This is a genomic window from Herbidospora sp. RD11066, from assembly GCF_054661255.1.
On sequence record NZ_BAAGDO010000003.1, the window covers coordinates 1,098,287 to 1,119,219 of the forward strand.

The following is a 20,933-nucleotide window of genomic DNA, read 5'->3' on the forward strand; positions in this document are numbered from 1 at the left end:
ACGGTCGGGCGGCGGGTCTTCCTTCGTCTGCGCCAGTGCGGGGTTGAATACGCAGGCGTTGGCTTTGTCCGTGTGAGGCCAACGGCAAGGCCCGAGGTAGATCTTGGCGGCCGAGCCTGTCTGGTCGGGCGACGCAGCGTGTCTGGCCGAGCGGCGGAGCGCGTGTCTGGCCGAGCGGGCAGGTTGCTTCCGCTAGTGCCAGCCTGCGCTGAAAGGTCCTGCGTCGGGCAATGCGGAGGCATGGGTCGAGTGCTCGGGTCTGGTTCGGGTTGGGTGTTCTACCGCCCACGTTGGCCGAGGCCGGAGCGTGCTGTTGTTGGGCCGCCCCGGAACTCGCGGCGCTGACGTTCGCGATGGCACGCCTTGTCAGACACGAGCTGGCCCTGTTTGGTCATACCGGTGGTATGCCCGCGTATGCGGGAGGCGCGCGCCCGATTATTGATGACTGCGTTTGCGTATGGCGATGTCGGCACTCCCGCGTGCGGTGGCAGGGCCATAGGGTTCTCATGGCGTGGCGTTTTGTCGTGCGGCAGTTTGTGGCGCCGGGATTGCGGTGGCCGAGATCTGAGCTGAGCATGTGGTTTGCCCGTGTTGTCGAGCCGAGTGGCCACTGGGCGGTGGTGTTCGACCACGCCGGTGCTTCTCATGTGGTCGCTGAGGCGGGTTGACCAGGTATGGAGCGCTAGGTCGCCGGCCTCGTCGCAGAGTGGGTGTTCGGCGGCGGATAGGTCCGCTCGTGTGGGGTTTGTCGGTCCGGGTCCGTGGTGGCCAGGTTTGATCGTGGGATTTGCGCAAGGTGGCGACCGGGCATCGAGTGTTCGATGGTGTTCGGCGTTCCGCCATCAGCGCTTTCGCGTCTGGGCCGCTCCTGGTAGGCCCCGCATATAACGAAATCTCATGTCGTGTGCCGCAGGCGCCTTGGTGTCTGGCCTTGGAGCCATTTACTGAAATTTCGGGTGCTCTGGTGCGCCGATGCTGGCTCATCGCCCTGGGCGGTGCTCATCCGGCTCCATCGGTTGTGTGGCTTTCGTCCAAGGGCTGGGGCATCGAGGGGCGGCGTCGGGCCGTAGGGGTGGTCGGGATCGGTTGGTGGGCTGTCTGGGGCGGGGTGGGCTTGGTGGCGTACAGGCTGGTTGTTGGGGTTTTGGGCTTTCGGGGTGGTTTTGGGTTGTTCGGTGGAATGGGGGTTTGGGCAGGGGGCGTTGTGATGCTCGGAATCGGTTGCCTGTAGAAAGTGACCTCGGGCTGATTCTGGGGGTTGATGTCCTGTGGTGGACGAGATGGGCGGGGAGGTGTCGTGGGCCTCGACACGGTGAGCTTGAAAGGGCTTCGGGCGCGGGGGCGGCATGGGTGTCTGCCCGCCGAGCGGGAGCTGGGGCAGGAGTTCGTGGTCGACGCGACGCTGTTCCTCGACGTGGGGCCGGCGGCCGCCGGGGATGATCTGACCAAGACCGTCGACTACGGGGCGCTGGCGCTTGAGCTGGTCGCCGTGGTCGAAGGGGAGCCGGTCAATCTGATCGAGACGCTGGCCGAGCGGCTGGCGGCGGTCTGTCTGCGGCATGAGCTGGTGGAGAGCGTGGAGGTCGCGGTGCACAAGCCCGCGGCGCCTATCCCGCTGCCGTTCGACGACGTGGTGGTGACGGTCAGGAGGTCGCGGTGAGGGCGGTGTTCTCGCTGGGCTCCAACCTCGGGCAGCGGATGGACTACCTGCAGAGCGGGCTCGACGCGCTGTTCGACGCGCCCGGGATGACCTTCGTGGCGGTGTCGCCCGTCTACGAGACCGATCCCGTCGGCGGGCCTTCTCAGGGGGCCTATCTGAACGCCGTGGCGATCGCGGAGACCTCGCTCGATCCGCGGACCCTGCTCGACCGGGCCAATGGGATCGAAGACGCGTTCGGGCGGGTGCGCGAGGAGCATTGGGGGCCGCGTACGCTCGACGTCGACATCATCATGGTCGATAACCTGATGTCCGATGATCCCGAGCTGACGCTGCCGCATCCTCGTGCGCACGAGCGGGCGTTCGTGCTGGTGCCGTGGGCGCAGGCCGACCCCTCCGCGGTGTTGCCGGGGCGGGGTTCCGTGGCGGCGCTGCTGGCGGGTCTCGACCAGAGCGGCGTGCGCCTCAGGGCCGACCTGTCGCTGGAACCCCCGCTTTAGGAGTCGTGTCGTGAAGCCCAGCAACCCCGGTGTGCTCGTCGGTGTCGTGGTTGTCTTCGCCGTGGTGACCTGGGCTTTCCTGCAAGGGGCCTATTCGGGTCTGCCGCAGGTGCCGTGGACGGCCATTCCGACGTTCGTGCTGCTGGCGATCGGGGAGGCGTACACGGGGTGGCTGACGCGGGCCCGCATCCAGCGCAAGGAGGGCACGACCCCTCCTGAGCCGCTGGTGGTGGCCCGGCTGGCCGCGCTGGCCAAGGCGACGGCCATGGCGGCGGCGGGGCTCGCGGGGGTGTTCGCGGGATTCTTCATCCACACCCTGGGGATGTTCGACATCCCGGGGCCCCGGCAGGACGCGCTCGTGGCGGTGGGGTCGCTCGTGTCGGCGGTGCTGCTGGTGTGCGCGGCGCTGTTCCTCGAATACTGCTGCCGGGTTCCCGAGGACAAGAACAACGGGAACCAGCGGGCCGCCTGATCCTCGATGCCGGGCGGTCTCGAGTCACGAAATATCGGGCCGGCTCTGAGCGCCCACGCATGCTATTTGTCGATGTCTCCCACCACGAAGAACATCGAGCCCAGAATGGCGACCATGTCGGCGACCAGGTGGCCGGGGAGCATTTCTCGCAGCACCTGGATGTTGTTGAAACTCGCGCTTCTCAACTTCAGGCGCCACGGCGTCTTCTCGCCCCGGCTGACCAGGTAGTAGCCGTTGATGCCCAGCGGGCTCTCGGTCCACGCGTAGGTGTGCCCCTCGGGCACCTTGAGGATCTTCGGCAACCGCTGGTTGATGGGGCCGGGCGGGAGGTCGGCCAGGCGGTCGAGGCAGGCGTCGGCCAGGTCGAGGGAGACCTTGACCTGGTCCATCAGGACCTCGAAGCGGGCGTGGCAGTCGCCGGCCTCTCGCGTGACGACCTTGATGGGCAGCTCGCCGTAGGCCAGGTAGGGGTCGTCGCGGCGTAGGTCCCAGTCGACGCCGGACGCTCGGGCGATGGGGCCGCTGACGCCGTACTGCCTGATGGTCTCGGGGGTCAGGACGCCGACGCCCTGGGTGCGGGCCAGGAAGATCTCGTTGCCGGAGATCAGGTTCTCGATGTCGGGGAGGCGGCGGCGGACGTCGGCGACGGCCTGGCGTGTGCGGGACATCCAGCCTTCGGGGATCTCCTCCTTGAGGCCGCCCACGCGGTTGAACATGTAGTGCATCCGGCCGCCGGAGATCTCCTCCATGACGGCCTGGAGGGTTTCCCGCTCGCGGAAGGCGTAGAAGAGCGGGGTGATCGCGCCCAGTTCCAGGGGGTAGCTGCCGAGGAACATCAGGTGGTTCAGGATCCGGTTCAGTTCGGCGAGCAGGGTCCGGGTCCAGACGGCGCGGACCGGGACCTCCATGCCGAGCATGCGCTCGACCGCGATGACCACGCCCAGCTCGTTGGCGAAGGCCGACAGCCAGTCGTGGCGGTTGGCCAGGACGATGATCTGGCGGTAGTCGCGGACCTCGAAGAGTTTCTCGGCGCCCCGGTGCATGTAGCCGATGATCGGTTCGGCGGTGCCGATGCGTTCGCCGTCGAGGGTCAGGCGGAGGCGGAGGACCCCGTGGGTCGACGGGTGTTGCGGGCCGATGTTGAGGATCATGTCCTCGGTCGCGAGTTCTTTGGCGCCCGCGCCCATGCCGACCACGATCTCGCTCATGAGGTCATCGTAATAGCATGAGAAATGTGCGGTTTGATCCTTGGAACCCAGATTTCGTCGCCCATCCTTACGATGTCTACGCAGATCTTCGTACGGTCGGGGCCGTTTCTTACTTCGACAAGACCGATCAATATCTGATCCCGCGCTACGAGGACGTCAACGCGCTACTCAGGGATCGGCGCCTCGGGAGGTCGTACCTCCATCTCGAAGACCATGCCGTCTTCGGCCACGTGCCGGAGCCGGAATTCCAGGAGCCGTTCTGGCGGGTGGTCCGGGCGGGGATGCTCGACGTCGAGCCGCCCATCCACACGCGGCTGCGGCGGCTGGTGTCCAAGGCGTTCACGCCGCGGATGGTCGAGTCGCTGCGGCCCCGGATCAAGACCATGGCCACCGAACTGGCGGACGCCCTGGCGGCCAAGGGCGGCGGCGACCTGATCGCCGAGGTGGCCGAGCCGCTGCCGGTGACGGTGATCGCCGAGATGCTCGGCGTGCCCGAGCAGGATCGGCAGTATCTGCGGCCGTGGTCGGCCGACATCTGCGGCATGTACGAGCTCAATCCGTCCCTGGAGGCCCAGCACACCGCCGCGCGGGCGGCCGAGGAGTTCGCGACCTACCTACGCGACCTCTCGCGGGTGCGGGCCGCGAATCCGGGCGACGACCTGATCAGCGCGCTGACCCAGGTCGGGCTGACCGAGGACGAGCTGATCGGCACCTGCGTGCTGCTCCTCAACGCCGGGCACGAGGCGACGGTCAACGTGACCGGCAACGGCTGGTGGTCGCTGTTCCGCAACCCCGATGAGCTGCGGAGACTCCGGGAAGACCGGTCGCTGCTGCCCACGGCGGTCGAGGAGATGATGCGCTGGGACACCCCGCTCCAGATGTTCGAGCGGTGGGTCCTGGAGGACATCGAGGTCGGCGGCACGCCGATCCCGCGCGGCAGCGAGGTGGCGCTGCTGTTCGGCTCCGCCAACCGCGACCCGTCGGTGTTCCCCGAACCCGACCGCTTCGACGTCGGGCGGACCGACAATCCACACATCTCGTTCGGGGCCGGCATCCACTTCTGCCTCGGCGCGCCGCTGGCCCGCATCGAGCTCATCGAGTCGTTCGGCGCGCTCCTCGACCGGGGTCTCGACCTGGCCGAGGAGCCGACGTGGAAACCCGGCTACGTGATCCGGGGCCTCACCGAACTGCAAGTGACAACCGCTTAGTCTCCGTTACGGCTCCGCCTACCCCGGCGCTCCTCGCCGTTGTCCACAGGCTGTGGACAACGGCGAGGGTTCGGCCGATCAGTGTGGGGCGGGCTTCGCCTTGGTCAGCGCGGCCACCAGCGGTGCGGTCAGACGGGCCGCCAGCGGACCGAAGGCCGCCAGGATCAGCACGTAGGCCGCCGCCAGCGGCCCCAGATCCGGGTGGGCTCCGGCGGCCACGGCCAGACCCGCGATGACGATGTTGAACTCGCCTCGGGGGATCAGCGCGATGCCCGCTCGGACCCGGCCCGCTCTTCCGATGCCCGCCCGGCGGGCGGCGAAGGAGCCGGTCACGAGCTTGGTGACCATGCTGACGACCGCCAGGATCGCGGCCAGCCACAGCACCGGGACGATCTTCGCCGGGTCGGTCTGGAGACCGAAGAAGACGAAGAAGACCGCGGCGAACAGGTCTCTGATGGGCATCAGCAGCGCCCGCGCGTCGTGGGCCAGCTCGCCCGACAGCGCGATGCCGACCAGGAAGGCGCCGACCGCCGCCGACACCTGGAGCTGCTGGGCGATCCCGGCGACCAGCATGGCCAGGCCGATGACCTTGAGCAGCAGCACCTCGGAGTTGGGGCTGGCGACGAACTTCTCGATCCACTTGCCGAACTTCAGGGCGACCACGAGAACCACCGAAACCGTCGCCAGGGCGATCGCGACCGTGATCGCGCCGCTCATCAGCGAAACCCCGGCCAGTAGCGCCGTGAGGATCGGCAGGTAGAGGGCCATCGTCAGGTCTTCGAAGACCAGCAGCGACAGCACGACCGGGGTCTCGCGGTTACCGATCCAGCCCAGGTCCGACAGGACCTTGGCGGTGATGCCCGAGGAGGTCGCATAGGTCACGCCCGCCATCGCCACGGCCGCCACCGGGCCCCAGCCCAGCAGCAACGCGGCGATCGCGCCGGGTGCGGCGTTGAGGACCAGGTCGACCAGGCCGCTCGGAGCGTTGCTCTTGAGGCTGGTCACCAGTTCGTCGGCGTTGTATTCCAGACCGAGGGTCAGCAACAGGAGGATCACGCCGAGTTCGGCGCCGGTGGCGATGAACTCTTCGCTGGTCGCGAGGGGGAGGATGCCGCCGGTCCCGAAGGCCAGGCCGGCGACGAGGTAGAGGGGGATCGGCGAGATGCCGACCTTCAGCGCGAACGCTCCGAGGATTCCGAGCGCGAGGACGACCCCGCCGAGCTCGAGGAAAAGTATCGCCGTGTGGTGCACGCGGCTTACCCGTCGGCCAGGATGTCGGCGACCGCTCCGGTGTTCTCGGCGTCGCCGACCACCACGACCACGTCACCGGACCGGAACCCGAAATCGGGCGTTGGGCTGGCGTGTACCTGATCGCCGCGCACCACGGCCACCACGGAGGCGCCGGTGCGGGTGCGGATGCGGGCGTCTCCGAGCGTGCGCCCCTCGTAGGGCGAGCTGGGGGTCACCGGGATCTGCACGCTGACCAGGCCTTCGACCTCTCGGTGGAGGGCGTTGAGGCGCTGGACGATGCGGGGTGCTCCGAGGAGTTCGACGAGGGCGTCGGCCTCCTCGTCGGTGAGTTGGACGCTCTCACATGCCCGATCAGGATCGTCGCGGTCGTAGATGATCAGATCGCGTCTGCCGGAACGGTGGGACACGATGCCGATGCGACGGCCCGTGTGGGTCGTGAACTCGTGTTTGAGGCCGATTCCTGGCAGTGCGGTCTGTTCAATCTCCACGCCCTTTACCGTACCTGCTGCAACCAGCCGAAACCTCCCAGCCCCCCGGGGGCGATGAGCTCCGCTTCGGCCGACGCGCGGGACAGCGCGCGCAGGTAGGCGCGGGGATCGGAGGAGGCCAGCGCCAGCGGGGGACGGGCGCCCGTGATGCCGAGGTCACGGAGCGCCTCGCGCTGGGTGGTGAGCAGGCCCTCTCCCCGGGCGCAGGCGTCGAGGGCGACGTGGGCGGTGATGTCGCAGGTTCCGTCGGGGACGGGGGCCACCGCCTGGCCGTGGCGATATCCGGTCAGCGTTCCGGCCTCCGGGCGGTCTGCCCGACTGTGGGCGTAGTCGATGGCGACACAGGTGCCCCGCGTGAGCCGTACAAGAAGAGAAGCCCAGGCCTCGTCGCGCGGACGGCCGATTTCGGCGCGCGACCCGGTGCGGGGGAGCGGCCACCAGGCGGCGAGCCAGGCGAGGTCGGCGGGATCGCTGAGCGGGGGCCCCAGGCGCTCCGCACCGGTCTCCGGGTCGACCAGGACCATCCGGGGGCCGTCGCCGGTCTGTTCGACCACGTCGAGCGGCACGTTGTCGAGCCATTCGTTGGCCACGACCAGGCCGGTGATCGCTTCGGGCGGTTCGGAACACCATTGGATTTCCGCCGGAAGACCGGCCGGACGCTCTGAAAGATCCACCGCGACCACGTTGAGCCGGTCGGCGAGATCATCGGAGGCGGCGAGGACCCCCGCCGCCAGCCGCCCGTCGCCCGCCCCCATGTCGACGAAGTCGAGCCGGGGCGGACGGCCCAGCGAGGAGTCGACCCTGGCCAGTAACCGGGCCAGCGCCTCGGCGAAGACCGGGGAGGCATGCACGGACGTGCGGAAATGCTCGGAAGGGCGCTCTTTAAGATAGAACCCGCCGACTCCGTAGAGCGCCCGATGGGTCGCCTCCCGCCACGAAACCCACATCCGCCCGACCTTACCCGTGTCCGGATGTGGACACCCTTGATCAAGGCCATGCCCCTAACGGCTTCCAGTCCACGCCCGCCGTTACTCTGGCGGTCGGGAGGACGGCATGGACACAAGCGATCGCCCCGCACGACTCAATGTGGGGGTGCTCGGAGCCGGACGGGTGGGTTCCGTTCTCGGTGCCGCTTTGGCCCAGGCGGGACACCGGGTGGTGGCCGCCAGCGGCGTTTCCGACGCGTCCCAGCGGCGCGCGAACGACCTGCTCGGAATCGACCTGAGCAGACCCGACGAGGTCATGCGCAGAGCTGAACTGATCCTGCTGACGGTGCCCGACGACGTGCTGCCCGGCCTGGTGTCCGGGCTCGCCGCCACCGGCGCCGACCTGCGGGGCAAGCTGCTGATGCACGCCAGCGGCGCCTACGGGCTGGGGGTGCTGCAGCCCGCGACCGAATTGGGCGCGCTGCCACTGGCGCTCCACCCGGTGATGACCTTCACCGGGCGCGGCGACGACTTCGGGCGGCTCAACGGCGCGACCTTCGGAGTGACGGCGCCCGACACGCTGCGGCCGGTGGCCGAGGCGCTGGTGATCGAGATGGGTGGCGAGCCGGTCTGGATCAACGACCGCGACCGGCCGCTCTACCACGCGGCGGTCGCGGGGGCGGCCAACCACATGGTCACCCTGATCGCCGAGTCACAGGACCTGCTGTCGCGCATCGGCGTCGAGCACCCCGGCCGGATGCTCGGCCCGCTGCTGGGGGCCGCGCTCGACAACGTGCTGCGGCTGGGGATCAACGGGCTGACCGGGCCGGTCGTCCGGGGAGACGCCGAGACGGTGCGCAAGCACGTCGACGCCCTGATCCTGGCGGCGCCCGAGGCGGCCGACGCCTACATCGCGCTGGCCCGGCTGACCGCCGACCGGGCGCTGGCGGCGGGCCTGTTGAAGCCGGAGGCGGCCGAACGGCTCCTCGACGCGCTGGGAGGCAACATATGGACCTGACGGTCGCCGGGAACCGCGCCGAGCTCGCGGGCGCACGCCGTCCCGGCTCCTACGCGCTGGTGCCCACGATGGGCGCGCTGCACGAGGGCCACCGGTCGTTGATCCGGCTGGCCCACGAGCAGGCCGACCATGTGATCGTCAGCATCTTCGTCAACCCTTTGCAGTTCGGGCCGAACGAGGACTTCGGGCGCTATCCCCGGACGTTCGACAGCGACCTGGAGGTCTGCGGCGAAGAGGGCGTGAGCGTCGTGTTCGCCCCCGCGGTCGAGGACATGTACCTGCCCGACCGGCAGGTCTCGGTGTCGGCCGGGTCGATGGGCACGGTCGCCGAGGGCGCGTTCCGGCCGGGGCACTTCGACGGAGTGCTTACGGTGGTGTTGAAGCTGTTCAACCTGACCAGGCCCGACGTCGCGGTCTTCGGCCAGAAGGACGCCCAGCAGCTCGCCCTGATCCGCCGGATGGTCGCCGACCTCGACGTCCCCGTGAAGATCGTCGCCGGCCGGACCGTCCGGGAGCCCGACGGCCTGGCCCTGTCGAGCCGCAACCGCTACCTGTCGGCCGACGACCGGGTGACGGCGCTCTACCTGTCGAAGGCCCTCGACGCCGCCGCCCAGAAGCCGGAAAGGGCGAAGGACGCCGCCAGGGCGGTGCTCGAAGAGGCCGCCCGGCTCAAGCCCCCGCTGCTGCTCGACTACCTGACGCTGGCCGACCCCGCCACCTTCGACGAGGTTCCCCCAGGTCACCGGGGGGAGGCGATCCTCGCGGTGGCGGCCAAGGTCGGGACGACCCGGCTGATCGACAACGTTGTACTGACCGTCTGAGAGGACCCCCTGATGTTGCGGACCATGCTCACGGCCAAGATCCACCGGGCCACGGTGACCCAGGCCGACCTCCACTACGTGGGGTCGCTGACGGTCGACGAAGACCTGCTGGACGCGGCCGGCCTGCTGCCGGGCGAGCAGGTCCACGTGGTCGACATCGACAACGGGGCGCGGCTTGTGACGTACACCATTCCGGGCCCCCGGGGCTCGGGGATCATCGGCATCAACGGCGCCGCCGCCCGCCTGGTCTCACCTGGGGATCTGGTGATCATCATCGCGTACGGCCAGCTCACCGACGCCGAAGCGCGGGTCTGGGAGCCGAAGGTCGTCCACGTCGACGGTGACAACCGGATCGTCGATCTGGGGACGGATTTGGCCGCGGCCCTGGTTTCGGACCTCGAAAGGGGCGACGAAGTGGCGACCCGGGGATGAGTCCCGTCATCGCGGGCGTTATCGTCATTGTGACGAAAGGGGCCCGCGATGACCGACACCACCCTCCCCCGCAGACTGACCGCGCCTCCTCCCGGCTGGACCAGGTCCGCCGACGTGGTCGTGGTCGGCTCCGGGATCGCGGGTCTGACCCTGGCGTTGCGTTACACCGAGCTCACCTCCACCGGCCGCGTGCTGGTCGTCACCAAAGACGTGCTGTCGGCCGGGTCGACCCAGTGGGCCCAGGGCGGCATCGCCGCCGTGCTCGCCCCGAACGACACCCCTGACGAGCACCTGAGCGACACCCTGCTGGCGGGTGCCGGGCTCTGCGACGAGGAGGCCGTGCGGGTCCTGGTCACCGAGGGGCCCGACGCCCTGAAGCGCCTCATGGAGCACGGCGCTCGTTTCGACCGCGACGCCCGGGGCGAGCTCCAGCTGACCCGCGAGGGCGGCCACCGGCGCGACCGGATCGTGCACGCCGGCGGCGACGCCACCGGCGCCGAGGTCCAGCGGGCCTTGGTCGAGGCGGCCACCCACGAGCCGCGCATCGAGATCATCGAGCACGCCCTGGTCCTCGACCTGCTCACCGACGCCCAGGGCCGGGCCTGCGGCATCACCCTCCACGTCATGGGCGAGGGCGCCCGCGACGGCGTCGGAGCGGTCCGCGCGGCGTCGGTCGTCCTGGCCAGCGGCGGCATGGGCCAGGTGTACGCCTCCACCACCAACCCCGTGGTCTCCACCGGCGACGGGGTGGCGCTGGCGCTGCGCGCCGGGGCGGTCGTCCGTGACCTGGAGTTCGTCCAGTTCCACCCGACGGTCCTGTGGCTCGGCGACGGCTCGACAGGCCAGCAGCCCCTGGTCTCCGAAGCCGTGCGGGGCGAGGGAGCGTTCCTGATCGACCGGAACGGCGAGCGGTTCATGACCGGCGTCCACGAGCTGAAGGACCTGGCCCCCCGCGACGTCGTGGCCAAGGCGATCATGCGGCGGATGGCCGAGACCGGCGACGACCACGTCTACCTCGACGCGCGGGCCTTCGGCGAGGAGAAGTGGCAGGCCCGCTTCCCCACGATCCTCGCGGTCTGCCGGGAGCACGGCATCGACCCGGTGACCGAGCCGATCCCGGTCGCCCCGGCCGCCCACTACGCCAGCGGCGGCGTGCGCACCGACCTGTTCGGCCGCACCAGCGTCCCCGGCCTCTACGCCTGCGGCGAGACCGCCTGCACCGGCGTCCACGGCGCCAACCGCCTGGCCTCCAACTCCCTGCTCGAAGGGCTGGTGTACGCGGAACGCATCGCCTCCGACCTGATCACCCCCCGCGCGGCTCCGGGGGAACCCGTCGTCGTCGAGCACAGCGCGCTCATCGACCCGCGCGCCCGAGGCCGGGTCCAGGCGTTCATGAGCCGGGGCGCCGGGGTACTGCGCAGCGTGGAGAGTCTCGCCGGGGTGACCAAGGCGCTGAACGACGCGAAGTGGACCCCCGTCACGGTCGAGCCCTGCCTGGAGGCATGGGAGGCGACCAACCTGCACACCGTCGCCTCGGCCCTGACCCGGGCCGCCGCGGCCCGGCAGGAGACCAGGGGTTCCCACTGGCGGGAGGACTTCCCCGACCGCCGCGACGACACGTGGCTCGGCCACCTCGACATCACGCTCACCGAGAAGGGCGAACTCGTCATGGAGCACGCACCCCACGTCAGCGCCGACGCCGACCTGCTGGCCGCCGGGCTCGACCCGGCGGAGATCCACACACTGATCGAGACCGCGTTCCGCGAAGACCTGTCGAACGGGCTCGACGTCACCTCGGCCGCCACGATCCCGGCCGGTCAGAAGGCCATAGCCGACATCGTGGCCCGCCGCTCCGGCGTGGTCGCGGGGCTGCCCGTGGCCGCCGCCGCGTTCCGCTACGCGGGCCTGGAGGTCGAGCACCGCGTCAAGGACGGCGACCGGGTCTCCTACGGCGACGTCCTGATGACCGTCAAGGGCGAGACCAGGGAACTCCTCACCGTCGAGCGCACCGCCCTCAACCTGCTCACCCACCTGTCGGGCATCGCCACGGCGACCGCCCAGTGGGTCAGGGCCATCGCGGGCACCGGCGCCCACGTGCGCGACACCAGGAAGACCCACCCGGGCCTGCGCGCGCTGGAGAAGTACGCCGTCCGCTGCGGCGGCGGCGTCAACCACCGCATCGGCCTGTACGACGCCGCCCTGATCAAGGACAACCACGTGGTGGCCGCCGGTGGCGTCGCCGAGGCGTTCCGGGCGGTGCGCAAGGCCTACCCGGAGATCCTCATCGAGGTCGAGGTCGACCGCATCGACCAGATCGAGCCGGTGCTGGCCGAGGGCGCCGAGGAGATCCTGCTCGACAACTTCACCGTGCCGCAGCTCAAGGAGGCGGTGGAGCTGGTCGCCGGGCGGGCCAGGCTCGAATCGAGCGGCGGGCTCACCCTTGAGAGCGCGCGATCGGTCGCCGAGACCGGGGTCGACTTCCTGGCCGTCGGGGCGCTGACCCATTCGTCCCCCGCGCTCGATATTGCCCTAGATCTTCGTGGTGCATAATCGGGGCATGCTCCTCACCATCGATGTCAGCAACACCCACACGGTGCTTGGTTTGTTCGAAGGTGAAGAGGTCATCGAGCACTGGCGCATCGCCACCGACGCCCGCCGGACCGCCGACGAACTCGCGGTGGTCCTGCAGGGCCTGCTGGCCCAGTCGGCCATCCTCAAGAACACCGACATCTCGGGCATCTCGATCTGCTCGACGGTGCCGTCCGTCCTCAACGAGATGCGGGAGATGTCGCGCCGCTACTACGGCGACGTGACGTCCGTGGTGGTCGAGCCGGGGGTCCGCACCGGCGTGCCGGTCCGGATGGACAACCCCAAAGAGGTCGGCAGCGACCGCATCGTCAACGCGCTGGCCGCCATCAGCCTGTTCGGCGGCCCGTGCGTGGTCGTCGACTTCGGCACCGCGACCTCCTTCGACGCCGTCTCGGCGCGGGGCGAGTACATCGGCGCCGTCACCGCGCCCGGCCTGGAGATCTCGGTCGACGCCCTGGCCGAGGCGGGCGCCCAGCTCCACAAGGTCGAGCTGATCAGGCCCCGGTCGGTGATCGCCAAGAACACCGTCGAGGCGCTCCAGTCGGGCATCATCTACGGTTTCGCCGGCCTGGTCGACGGCATCGTCGACCGCATGACCGCCGAACTGGCCGCCGACCCCGACGAGGTGACGGTCGTGGCGACCGGCCCGGGGGCGCCGCTCGTGGTGAGCGAGGCGCGCACGATCGACGTCCACGAACCCTGGCTCACCCTCATCGGGCTCCGGCTGGTCTACGCCCGAAACACCGCCTAAACGCCGCTAATCTGTAGTGCCGTGAGCGAAGAGCTGAGCGAGCTTCCGGAGCAGATGCGCGTCCGCCGCGAAAAGCTGGACCGTCTGATCTCCGAAGGCGTCGACCCCTATCCGGTGAACTACCCGCGGACCGCCACCAACGCTGAGATCCGCGAGAAATACACCGACCTCGAGGCGGGCGCCGAGACCGGCGACACCGTCGGCGTGGTCGGCCGCGTGATGCTCTCCCGGATCGGCGGCAAACTCTGCTTCGCGACCATCCGCGACGGCTCGGGCGACCTGCAGATCATGCTGTCCCTCGACCGGCTCGGCGAAGAGGCGCTGGCCGCCTGGAAGCGCGACGTCGACCTCGGCGACCACGTCGGCATCACCGGTGAGGTCATCTCCTCCCGGCGCGGCGAGCTGTCGATCATGGCCGACTCGTGGGCGATCACCGCGAAGTGCCTGCGCCCGCTGCCCGAGAAGCACGCCGGGCTCAGCGACCCTGAGGCCCGCGTGCGGCTGCGCTACGTCGACCTGATCGTCAACGACGAGGCCCGCAAGATGGCCCACGTCCGCAGCGCCACCGTGCGCGCGGTCCGCGACTTCTGGCACGACGAGGGCTACCTCGAGGTCGAGACCCCGATGCTCCAGCCGATCCACGGCGGCGCGGCGGCCCGGCCGTTCAAGACCCACATCAACGCCTACGACATGGAGCTCTACCTTCGCATCGCGATCGAGCTCTACCTCAAGCGGCTGGTCGTCGGCGGCATCGAGAAGGTCTTCGAGATCAACCGCAACTTCCGCAACGAGGGCGCCGACTCCACCCACAACCCCGAGTTCACCATGCTCGAGGCCTACGGCACCTACCTCGACTACCACGACATGGCCGACCTGACTCAGCGCATGTACCAGAAGGCCGTCGTGGCCGCGCTCGACACCACGGTCGTCCGCCACGGCGACCTGGAGATCGACCTGGGCCTCGCCGAGTGGCCGCGGATCACCCTCTACGGCTCGGTCTCCGAGGCACTCGGTGAGGAGATCACCACCGAGACCCCGCTCGAGACGCTGCGCAAGCTGGCCGAGCGCCGCGAGATCCACTGGGACCCGAAATGGGGCCCGGGCAAGCTGGTGCAGGAGATCTTCGAGGCGCTCGTCGAGCACACCCTCATCCAGCCCACGTTCGTCATGGACTACCCGCTGGAGACCTCACCGCTCACCCGCCAGCACCGCGACAACCCGCTGCTGACCGAGAAGTGGGACCTGATCGGCTTCGGCACCGAGCTCGGCACCGCCTACTCGGAGCTGGTCGACCCGATCGAGCAGCGCCGCCGCCTCACCGAGCAGTCGATCCTGGCCGCCGGCGGCGACGCCGAGGCGATGCAGCTCGACGAGGACTTCCTGCAGGCCCTTGAGTACGCCATGCCCCCCACCGGAGGCATGGGAGCGGGCATCGACCGCATGATCATGGCCTTCACCGGAAAAAACATTCGCGAAACAATTCTGTTCCCGCTGGTCCGCCCCAGCCATTGATTTCCGCTTAGCAGCAGGTGAGGCCCCCACAGAACGTGGGGGCCTTACGTTACCGCGCGTTCACATAGGGTCAGACACGTCAATACCCCTGCTTGACGTTCTTTCTCCCCGCCGTTTACCTTCCCTGAGGGGTGGCGAGAATCATTCGTCGTGGGAGAGGGGCTCACGATGTCAGTTTCCGAGACCGAGCGCGTCGGCCTGACCGACGACGAGTTGCTGCTGCTGGCCGAACTGGCCAAGGGCGTGACCGTCGACCGCGTCGGGCGGAGCCTTGATGTCAGCGGCCGTACGGTTCGCCGTCGGCTGCGTGGCATCTGCGACCGCATCGGCGTCGCCACCGCCATCGAGGCCGTCGCATGGGCGGCCCGACGGCGTTTGATTTAGTCGGCGATCCGAACGGCTCCAGCGAACGGCCTGTTGCCGATGGCCGCGACCCGCACGACATCACCCGTGCGGGGAGCGTGGACCATGTAGCCGCCGCCGATGTAGAGACCCACGTGGTGCAGGTCGTTGTAGAAGAAGACCAGGTCACCGGGGCGCATGTCCTCGCGGGAGACGTGGGTGCCGGCCGTCCACTGGCTGCCGGTGTAGTGGGGGATGCTGATGCCGACCGTGGCGTAGGCCGCCATGATGAGGCCGGAGCAGTCGAACGAATTGGGCCCTTCCGCGCCCCACACATAGGGCTTGAGCTGCTGGGCGAGCGCCCATCTGACCGCCTGGGCGGCCTTGCCGCTGCCGACGACCGGCATGCTCAGCCGCTTCGCCACCGACACCTGGCCGGCGACCTTCGCGTAGAGCTGGCTCTCGGTCTTCTTGATCAGGCCGCGGATCTCGCCCTCGCGCTTGTCGAGGCTCTTGATCAGCTTGCCCACCTCGTCCTGGCGGGCCTTGGCGCTGGCGCGCGCCCGCTCGGCGGCCTCGCGGGCCTTGGTGAGCTGGATGACCTCCTCGCCGCTCTGCAACTGGAGCGCGTACGTGGTGGCCGCGATGTCCATATAGGCGTCGGGGTTGTCGGCGTTCATTAACGCGATCCCGCTGGCGCCACCGGTCATGTAGGCGTTGGTGGCGAACACCATCGCGCGCTTGCGGCGGGTCTCGAGGTCGGCCTCGCTCGTGTCGAGCGTCTTCTTGGCGGTGCTGGCGGAGCGCTTGGCGTCGGAGAGCCGGATCTTCTCACCGTTGTACTGCTCGGTGAGCGACTCGATCTCCTCGTGGAGTTTCTCGACCTCGGCGGTGAGCTCTTTGAGCGTCGGCTCAGGGTCGGCGGTGGCGGAGACCACCGGGGCGCCGATGGAGATCAGGGCCAGCGCCGAGCCCACGAACACGACCCTGCGGACGGTTCGACGAATCAACCATGCTCCTTCCAGAGGGCCTTCCGGTTCGGCGACGGGGGCCGTCAGGCGGAGGACTCGGCCGCCTGGACAGTAGTGCACGTGATGTTCGTGCTCAACCGGAACTGCGATTTCTGTCTAAGTTCGACAACCGAACAATCACGGACAGATCACGCATGTGTCCACTGTAACCCAGGTGACGAGGGGGATTTCGGTCGTCACCTGGGATCGGGTGCTTCGTCGATTTGTGCGGGGCCGTTAAGGTGCTCGCCATGGTCAAGGTCCGCCGGGCGCGTACCCCCGACGTCCGGGCGATCCGCCGGTTCGTCGACTCCTACTCCGGGTCGGGGCCCCGGTTGCTGAAGAAGAGCACCGTCACCCTCTATGAGACCGTCCAGGAGTTCTGGGTGGCCGAGCTCGACGGCGCCGTCGTCGGGTGCGGCGCGCTCCACGTGCTCTGGGAGGACCTGGCCGAGATCCGCACCGTCGCGGTCGACCCGGCCGCCCGGGGAAGGGGCGTCGGCCACGACATCGTCGCGGCCCTCATCGCGACCGCGCGCGAACTCGGCGTGCGCCGCGTGTTCTGTCTCACCTTCGAGGTCGCGTTCTTCGAACGCCACGGCTTCCGCGAGATCAACGGCACCCCCGTCTCTCCCGAGGTGTACGCCGAACTCCTCGCCTCCTATGACGAAGGCGTCGCGGAATTCCTCGATCTTGAACATGTGAAGCCCAACACTTTGGGCAATACACGCATGATCCTGCACTTGGAACCGCGTGCTTGACCGACGTCATAACGGGCCGGGGAGGTGACTGTAGATCCGGCTATCGATACTTTTGGCTAAGTCAAGCGTGCGTGTCTCACGTGTACCGCATGCGTACTCGAAGTGAGGTGACACGGTGAGCGCCCAGCCGCCATACCGTCCGGACGACCGCGACGGGCCACAAGGCCAGGACAACCCCGCGCAGGACTACGACCCCGACATGACGATCGTGAGCCGGAACCCCACCGGGAGCACCGGCCCCGTCTACGGCCAGCAACAGGGCTACGACCCCTACGCCGCCCAGCAGCAACAGGGCCAGCAAGGACAGCAGGGCCAGCAGGGCTACGGCCAGCAACAGGGCTACGGCCAGCAGGGATATGGCCAGCAGCCCTACGGTCAGCAGCAGGGCTACGGTCAGCAGCCCCAGCAGGGCTACCCCCAGCAACAGCAGCCGCAGCAGCCCGGATACGGCCAGCAGCAGGGATATGGCCAGCAACCCGGTTACGGCCAGCAGCCCGGCTATGGTCAGCAGCCCCCGCAGGGCTACGGCCAGCAGCAGGGCTACCCCCAGCAACAGCAGCAGGGCTACGGCCAGCAGCCCTATGGTCAGCAGCCGACCTCTCCCCAGGGCTACGGTCAGCAGCAGGGCTACGGCCAGCAGCCCCAGCAGCCCGGATACGGCCAGCAGCAGGCCCCCGGCTACCAGCAGCAGCCCGGTTACCCCGGCCAGCCCCAGGGCACCTACGGCCAGCAGCAGTACGCCGCCCCCGCCTACAACCCGGGCTACCCGGCCCAGGCCATTCCCCCGGGCGCGCCGGCGCCGCTCGCCGAGTGGTGGCAGCGGCTCGTGGCCCGGATCGTCGACGGCCTCATCATCGGCGTGGTGTTCTTCATCCTGTCGTTCGCCATCACCGCCGTGGTGGTGACCCAGGCGTCGGTCGACTTCGACAACCTGACGGTCACCGAGCCGAGCGGACTGGTCCTCGCGACCATCCTCATCACGCTCGTGAGCGCCACCGCCTGGTTCGCCTACGAGTTCTTCATGCTGAAGCTCCGCGGGCAGACCATCGGAAAGATCGTGATGGGAATCCGCGTCATTCCGGTGGGCGGGAACCTCGCCACCCCCGGACTTTCCGTCGAGACCGCGGGAAAGCGCGCCGGAGTCCTGTATGGTCCGCAGTTCATCCGCGCGTTGGCACTTGTTCCCGGCGTGGGCACGATCATCAGCTTCGTGGCGGGCGCGTTCATGCTCGTCAACGTTCTCTGGCTGCTGTGGGACAAGCCCCTTCAGCAGGCACTGCACGACAAGGTGGCCAATACGATCGTCGTCAAGGTCAAGTAGTGACATAGCGCATCGGAAAAACAGCGCCCGGGGCCGATGGATCGCACCATCGGCCCCGTTTCATGTACACAGCGTGTTCGGCTCGTTCTATCCGAAATAACTCCCTAAAGCGGTAAGCGGTAGGTGCTAGCGTGCCTTGGGACCATGAACACACATGTCCCCACTTAGAAGTGACGAGAGGTAACCAATGCACCCGGAACCGCCCCCCGGTCAGAACCCATATGGTTCCGGCCAGCCGCCGCAGCAAGGCGGTTACCCGCCGCCTCAGGGTTACCCGCCCCAGGGTGGTTACCCGCCACCGCAGCAGGGTGGTGGTTACCCGCCTCAGGGTGGATACCCGCCCCCGCAGCAGGGTTATGGAGCTCCCCAGGGTTATGGCGCCGCTCCCGCTTATGGCACGCCGCAGGGTGCACCTCTTCCTTCCGGAGTTCCGCTTCCTCTTGCCGAGTGGTGGCAGCGTTTGGTCGCCCGCATCATCGACGGTCTAATCCTCGGTGTCGTGGTCTACCTGCTTATCGGCAACCTGATCACCAGTGCGTTCACAACGAACGAGACCCAGTCCGTCCTGGGCGTCGAGGTCACGGTTGCGACGCCGTCGTTCCTCGGTCTTCTGATCCAGGCCGTGGTCAGCTTCCTGCTGTACGCCGCGTACGAGTTCTTCCAGATCTCGCGCGACGGTCAGACAATCGGCAAGAAGGTTATGAAGATCCGGGTCGTTAAGCTCGGTCACCCCGCTCAGGGCGGTATCGACACCGAGACCTCGATCAAGCGCATCGGCGTGATGTTCGGCCCGCAGCTCCTTTCGTTCATCCCCTTCGTGGGCTTCATCGGCAACGTGTTCCTGCTGGTCGACGGCCTGTGGCCGCTGTGGGACAAGCCGCTGCAGCAGGCGATTCACGACAAGGTCGCCGGAACTGTGGTGGTCAAGCTCTGAGGCTTCCAGAAGCGTTCCAAACAGAGGGGCGGTCGCTCGGCGACCGCCCCTCTCTCTTTTCCTAGGTACGATTGTTATGCATCGGGTAAGACGGCTGACCACCCCGCGCGACCCACCGGTCACGGGCTCCGCTATCGTCAGGTACGCCTCCGTGGTGCATCTGACACGAAAGCCCCTATTTCGCAGGGGTTCCCGGCGTTTTCCCAGGGAAGGAGTGAGGTCGAATGTCAGAGGTATTGTCCGCCCTCATACCACCTCTCGTAGTCGGCGCCGCCGTCGTCTACGGCGTCGTAAAGTTGCTCCGTTCTGACGCCGCCGGGCTCCGGGGAAGGCACGAACCGGACGAGAAGCCTTCCGACAACACCGGAACCTGAACGCCTCCTGGGAATCGTGAATTGTCAGCGGCGGAAACCGGGTATATGTTTGGCTGACGAATCAAACTATGCTCTGCGAAAGGATTGCCGGATGGCCAAGCACACGCAGGTGATTCTCATCGACGATCTCGATGGCGGCGAGGCCAATGAGACTGTCACCTTCGCGCTTGACGGCACGTCATATGAGATTGACCTCAGCGACTCGAACGCCAAGAAGCTCCGCGAAGCGGTCCTGCCTTTCAGCAACGTCGCGCGTCGTGCGGAATCAACCCCCTCACGTGGTCGCCGTCGTGGCGCTGGTGGCTCGCCTCGCGCGATGACCCGCGAGAAGAGCGCGGAGATCCGCGCCTGGGCGAAGGCGAACAGCCACCCCGTGAGCGAGCGCGGTCGCATTGCGGCCTCGATCGTGGAGGCCTACGAAGCGGCTCACTAACGTGCTGCGATGCGAGGTGCGGGCGGCCGAAGGCCGGCCGTGGCTCGCGATCTGTGAATCTGTCCCAAAGACGATCGTGCGGTTATACCGGTCGCCGGGTGTCCCGAAGTCGGGGGATGTCACGGCCATCGGGATGATCGCACGATCGTGTTTTGTGCCCACATAAACGTCGTTCGCTTGCGGCGTATCGGGAACACCGCGCCCTCCGGCAGTAGTTGGATGGAGGGTGAACGCCCTGCGCCCGGGGAACGTCTGCTCCAATTGACTTGACTGTTCTCCGTGCCGGGGCTGGCATGCGGAACGACGGAGCCGGACTCCCGGTCCGCCCGACCGCTCGTGAGGAGCGACGAATGTTCGAGAGGTTCACCGACCGTGCGCGGCGGGTGGTCGTCCTGGCCCAAGAAGAGGCCCGGATGCTCAACCACAACTACATCGGTACGGAGCACATTCTTCTTGGTCTGATCCATGAGGGTGAAGGTGTGGCGGCCAAGGCTCTCGAGAGCCTGGGGATCAGCCTTGAGGGGGTGCGCCAGCAGGTCGAGGAGATCATCGGCCAGGGCCAGTCGGCGCCGTCCGGGCACATTCCCTTCACGCCCCGTGCCAAGAAGGTCCTTGAGCTGTCGTTGCGTGAGGCGTTGCAGCTCGGTCACAACTACATCGGGACTGAGCACATCCTGCTGGGCCTGATCCGTGAGGGCGAGGGTGTCGCCGCACAGGTCCTGGTGAAGCTCGGTGCCGACCTGAACAGGGTCCGCCAGCAGGTGATCCAGTTGCTGCATGGCTACCAGGGCAAGGAGCCGGCGGCAGCGGGCGGTCCCCAGGAAGCCGCGCCCTCCACTTCTCTTGTGCTCGACCAGTTCGGCCGCAACCTCACGCAGGCCGCACGCGAGGGCAAGCTCGACCCGGTGATCGGGCGCGAGAAGGA

At 68.2% G+C, this 20,933-nt stretch carries 21 protein-coding genes; 16 read left to right on the forward strand and 5 right to left on the reverse strand.

The genetic code is table 11. The features are described 5' to 3' along the window. The first annotated feature begins 1,261 nt into the window (after positions 1-1,261). Genes folB through ACYQ78_RS16760 form a run of 3 tightly spaced genes read left to right on the forward strand, consistent with a single transcriptional unit; the run spans position 1,262 to position 2,629 of the window. Positions 1,262-1,660, forward strand: a complete 399-nt coding sequence (gene folB, locus ACYQ78_RS16750; protein ID WP_459801747.1) for a dihydroneopterin aldolase — start codon at positions 1,262-1,264, stop codon at positions 1,658-1,660. Positions 1,661-1,698: 38 nt separating this feature from the next. After that, positions 1,699-2,157 (forward strand): 2-amino-4-hydroxy-6-hydroxymethyldihydropteridine diphosphokinase, encoded by a 459-nt coding sequence (gene folK / locus ACYQ78_RS16755; protein WP_459801788.1) that lies wholly within the window; start codon positions 1,699-1,701, stop codon positions 2,155-2,157. Positions 2,158-2,167: 10 nt separating this feature from the next. Then, positions 2,168-2,629 carry a DUF3180 domain-containing protein gene (locus ACYQ78_RS16760; protein WP_459801748.1) on the forward strand — a complete coding sequence of 154 codons (462 nt, stop codon included), beginning with the start codon at positions 2,168-2,170 and terminating at the stop codon, positions 2,627-2,629. A 62-nt stretch (positions 2,630-2,691) separates the two neighbouring features. Here ACYQ78_RS16760 and ACYQ78_RS16765 read toward each other — a convergent pair whose 3' ends face one another. Next, positions 2,692-3,837 carry an NADH-quinone oxidoreductase subunit D gene (locus ACYQ78_RS16765; protein WP_459801749.1) on the reverse strand — a complete coding sequence of 382 codons (1,146 nt, stop codon included), beginning with the start codon at positions 3,835-3,837 and terminating at the stop codon, positions 2,692-2,694. 26 nt (positions 3,838-3,863) lie between these two features. On the opposite strand from ACYQ78_RS16765, the gene ACYQ78_RS16770 reads away from it, so the two are divergent. Then, positions 3,864-5,045: a cytochrome P450 gene (locus tag ACYQ78_RS16770; protein ID WP_459801750.1), complete on the forward strand. Its 1,182-nt coding sequence runs from the start codon at positions 3,864-3,866 to the stop codon at positions 5,043-5,045. A gap of 78 nt (positions 5,046-5,123) precedes the next feature. Here ACYQ78_RS16770 and ACYQ78_RS16775 read toward each other — a convergent pair whose 3' ends face one another. Genes ACYQ78_RS16775 through ACYQ78_RS16785 form a run of 3 tightly spaced genes read right to left on the reverse strand, consistent with a single transcriptional unit; the run spans position 5,124 to position 7,635 of the window. Further along, complete coding sequence (locus ACYQ78_RS16775) at positions 5,124-6,296, reverse strand: cation:proton antiporter (protein WP_459801751.1); 1,173 nt, start codon at positions 6,294-6,296, stop codon at positions 5,124-5,126. Between the two features lie 5 nt (positions 6,297-6,301). Then, positions 6,302-6,784, reverse strand: coding sequence for a cation:proton antiporter regulatory subunit (locus ACYQ78_RS16780; RefSeq protein ID WP_459801752.1), 483 nt, complete (start codon positions 6,782-6,784; stop codon positions 6,302-6,304). Positions 6,785-6,789: 5 nt separating this feature from the next. Further along, positions 6,790-7,635: an SAM-dependent methyltransferase gene (locus ACYQ78_RS16785; RefSeq protein WP_459801753.1), complete on the reverse strand. Its 846-nt coding sequence runs from the start codon at positions 7,633-7,635 to the stop codon at positions 6,790-6,792. 202 nt (positions 7,636-7,837) lie between these two features. Between ACYQ78_RS16785 and ACYQ78_RS16790 the strand changes: the two genes are divergently transcribed. The 7 genes from ACYQ78_RS16790 to ACYQ78_RS16820 all read left to right on the forward strand — a co-directional run bounded on the left by ACYQ78_RS16790 (position 7,838) and on the right by ACYQ78_RS16820 (position 15,217). After that, positions 7,838-8,728, forward strand: coding sequence for a Rossmann-like and DUF2520 domain-containing protein (locus ACYQ78_RS16790; RefSeq protein WP_459801754.1), 891 nt, complete (start codon positions 7,838-7,840; stop codon positions 8,726-8,728). Continuing rightward, positions 8,719-9,549, forward strand: coding sequence for a pantoate--beta-alanine ligase (gene panC, locus ACYQ78_RS16795; RefSeq protein ID WP_459801755.1), 831 nt, complete (start codon positions 8,719-8,721; stop codon positions 9,547-9,549). The genes ACYQ78_RS16790 and panC overlap by 10 nt, the downstream gene beginning before the upstream one ends. Positions 9,550-9,561: 12 nt before the next feature. Further along, a complete protein-coding gene (gene panD, locus ACYQ78_RS16800; RefSeq protein WP_459801756.1) occupies positions 9,562-9,981 on the forward strand; it encodes an aspartate 1-decarboxylase in 420 nt (139 codons plus the stop codon). Positions 9,982-10,029: 48 nt separating this feature from the next. Further along, positions 10,030-12,531, forward strand: coding sequence for an L-aspartate oxidase (locus tag ACYQ78_RS16805; RefSeq protein ID WP_459801757.1), 2,502 nt, complete (start codon positions 10,030-10,032; stop codon positions 12,529-12,531). A gap of 7 nt (positions 12,532-12,538) precedes the next feature. After that, on the forward strand, positions 12,539-13,321 hold the full coding sequence (locus ACYQ78_RS16810; protein WP_066366281.1) for a type III pantothenate kinase: 783 nt from the start codon (positions 12,539-12,541) through the stop codon (positions 13,319-13,321). A 54-nt stretch (positions 13,322-13,375) separates the two neighbouring features. Continuing rightward, positions 13,376-14,833, forward strand: a complete 1,458-nt coding sequence (gene lysX, locus ACYQ78_RS16815; RefSeq protein ID WP_459801789.1) for a bifunctional lysylphosphatidylglycerol synthetase/lysine--tRNA ligase LysX — start codon at positions 13,376-13,378, stop codon at positions 14,831-14,833. A 168-nt stretch (positions 14,834-15,001) separates the two neighbouring features. Beyond that, positions 15,002-15,217 carry a LuxR C-terminal-related transcriptional regulator gene (locus tag ACYQ78_RS16820; protein ID WP_030452964.1) on the forward strand — a complete coding sequence of 72 codons (216 nt, stop codon included), beginning with the start codon at positions 15,002-15,004 and terminating at the stop codon, positions 15,215-15,217. On the opposite strand, the gene ACYQ78_RS16825 is transcribed toward ACYQ78_RS16820, so the two are convergent. Further along, on the reverse strand, positions 15,214-16,185 hold the full coding sequence (locus tag ACYQ78_RS16825) for a C40 family peptidase (RefSeq protein ID WP_459801758.1): 972 nt from the start codon (positions 16,183-16,185) through the stop codon (positions 15,214-15,216). The genes ACYQ78_RS16820 and ACYQ78_RS16825 overlap by 4 nt on opposite strands. Before the next feature lie 251 nt (positions 16,186-16,436). Here ACYQ78_RS16825 and ACYQ78_RS16830 point away from each other — a divergent pair, with 251 nt between their 5' ends. The 5 genes from ACYQ78_RS16830 to ACYQ78_RS16850 all read left to right on the forward strand — a co-directional run. Further along, the gene (locus ACYQ78_RS16830) at positions 16,437-16,946 is read left to right on the forward strand and encodes an amino-acid N-acetyltransferase (protein WP_459801759.1); all 510 of its coding nucleotides are present in this window, start codon (positions 16,437-16,439) and stop codon (positions 16,944-16,946) included. 115 nt (positions 16,947-17,061) lie between these two features. Next, complete coding sequence (locus ACYQ78_RS16835) at positions 17,062-18,267, forward strand: RDD family protein (protein WP_459801760.1); 1,206 nt, start codon at positions 17,062-17,064, stop codon at positions 18,265-18,267. 187 nt (positions 18,268-18,454) lie between these two features. Continuing rightward, positions 18,455-19,201, forward strand: coding sequence for an RDD family protein (locus ACYQ78_RS16840; protein WP_459801761.1), 747 nt, complete (start codon positions 18,455-18,457; stop codon positions 19,199-19,201). 465 nt (positions 19,202-19,666) lie between these two features. Continuing rightward, on the forward strand, positions 19,667-20,008 hold the full coding sequence (locus ACYQ78_RS16845) for a histone-like nucleoid-structuring protein Lsr2 (RefSeq protein ID WP_459801762.1): 342 nt from the start codon (positions 19,667-19,669) through the stop codon (positions 20,006-20,008). Positions 20,009-20,358: 350 nt separating this feature from the next. Further along, the coding region (locus ACYQ78_RS16850) for a Clp protease N-terminal domain-containing protein (protein ID WP_277310762.1) at positions 20,359-20,933 on the forward strand (575 nt) is incomplete at its 3' end.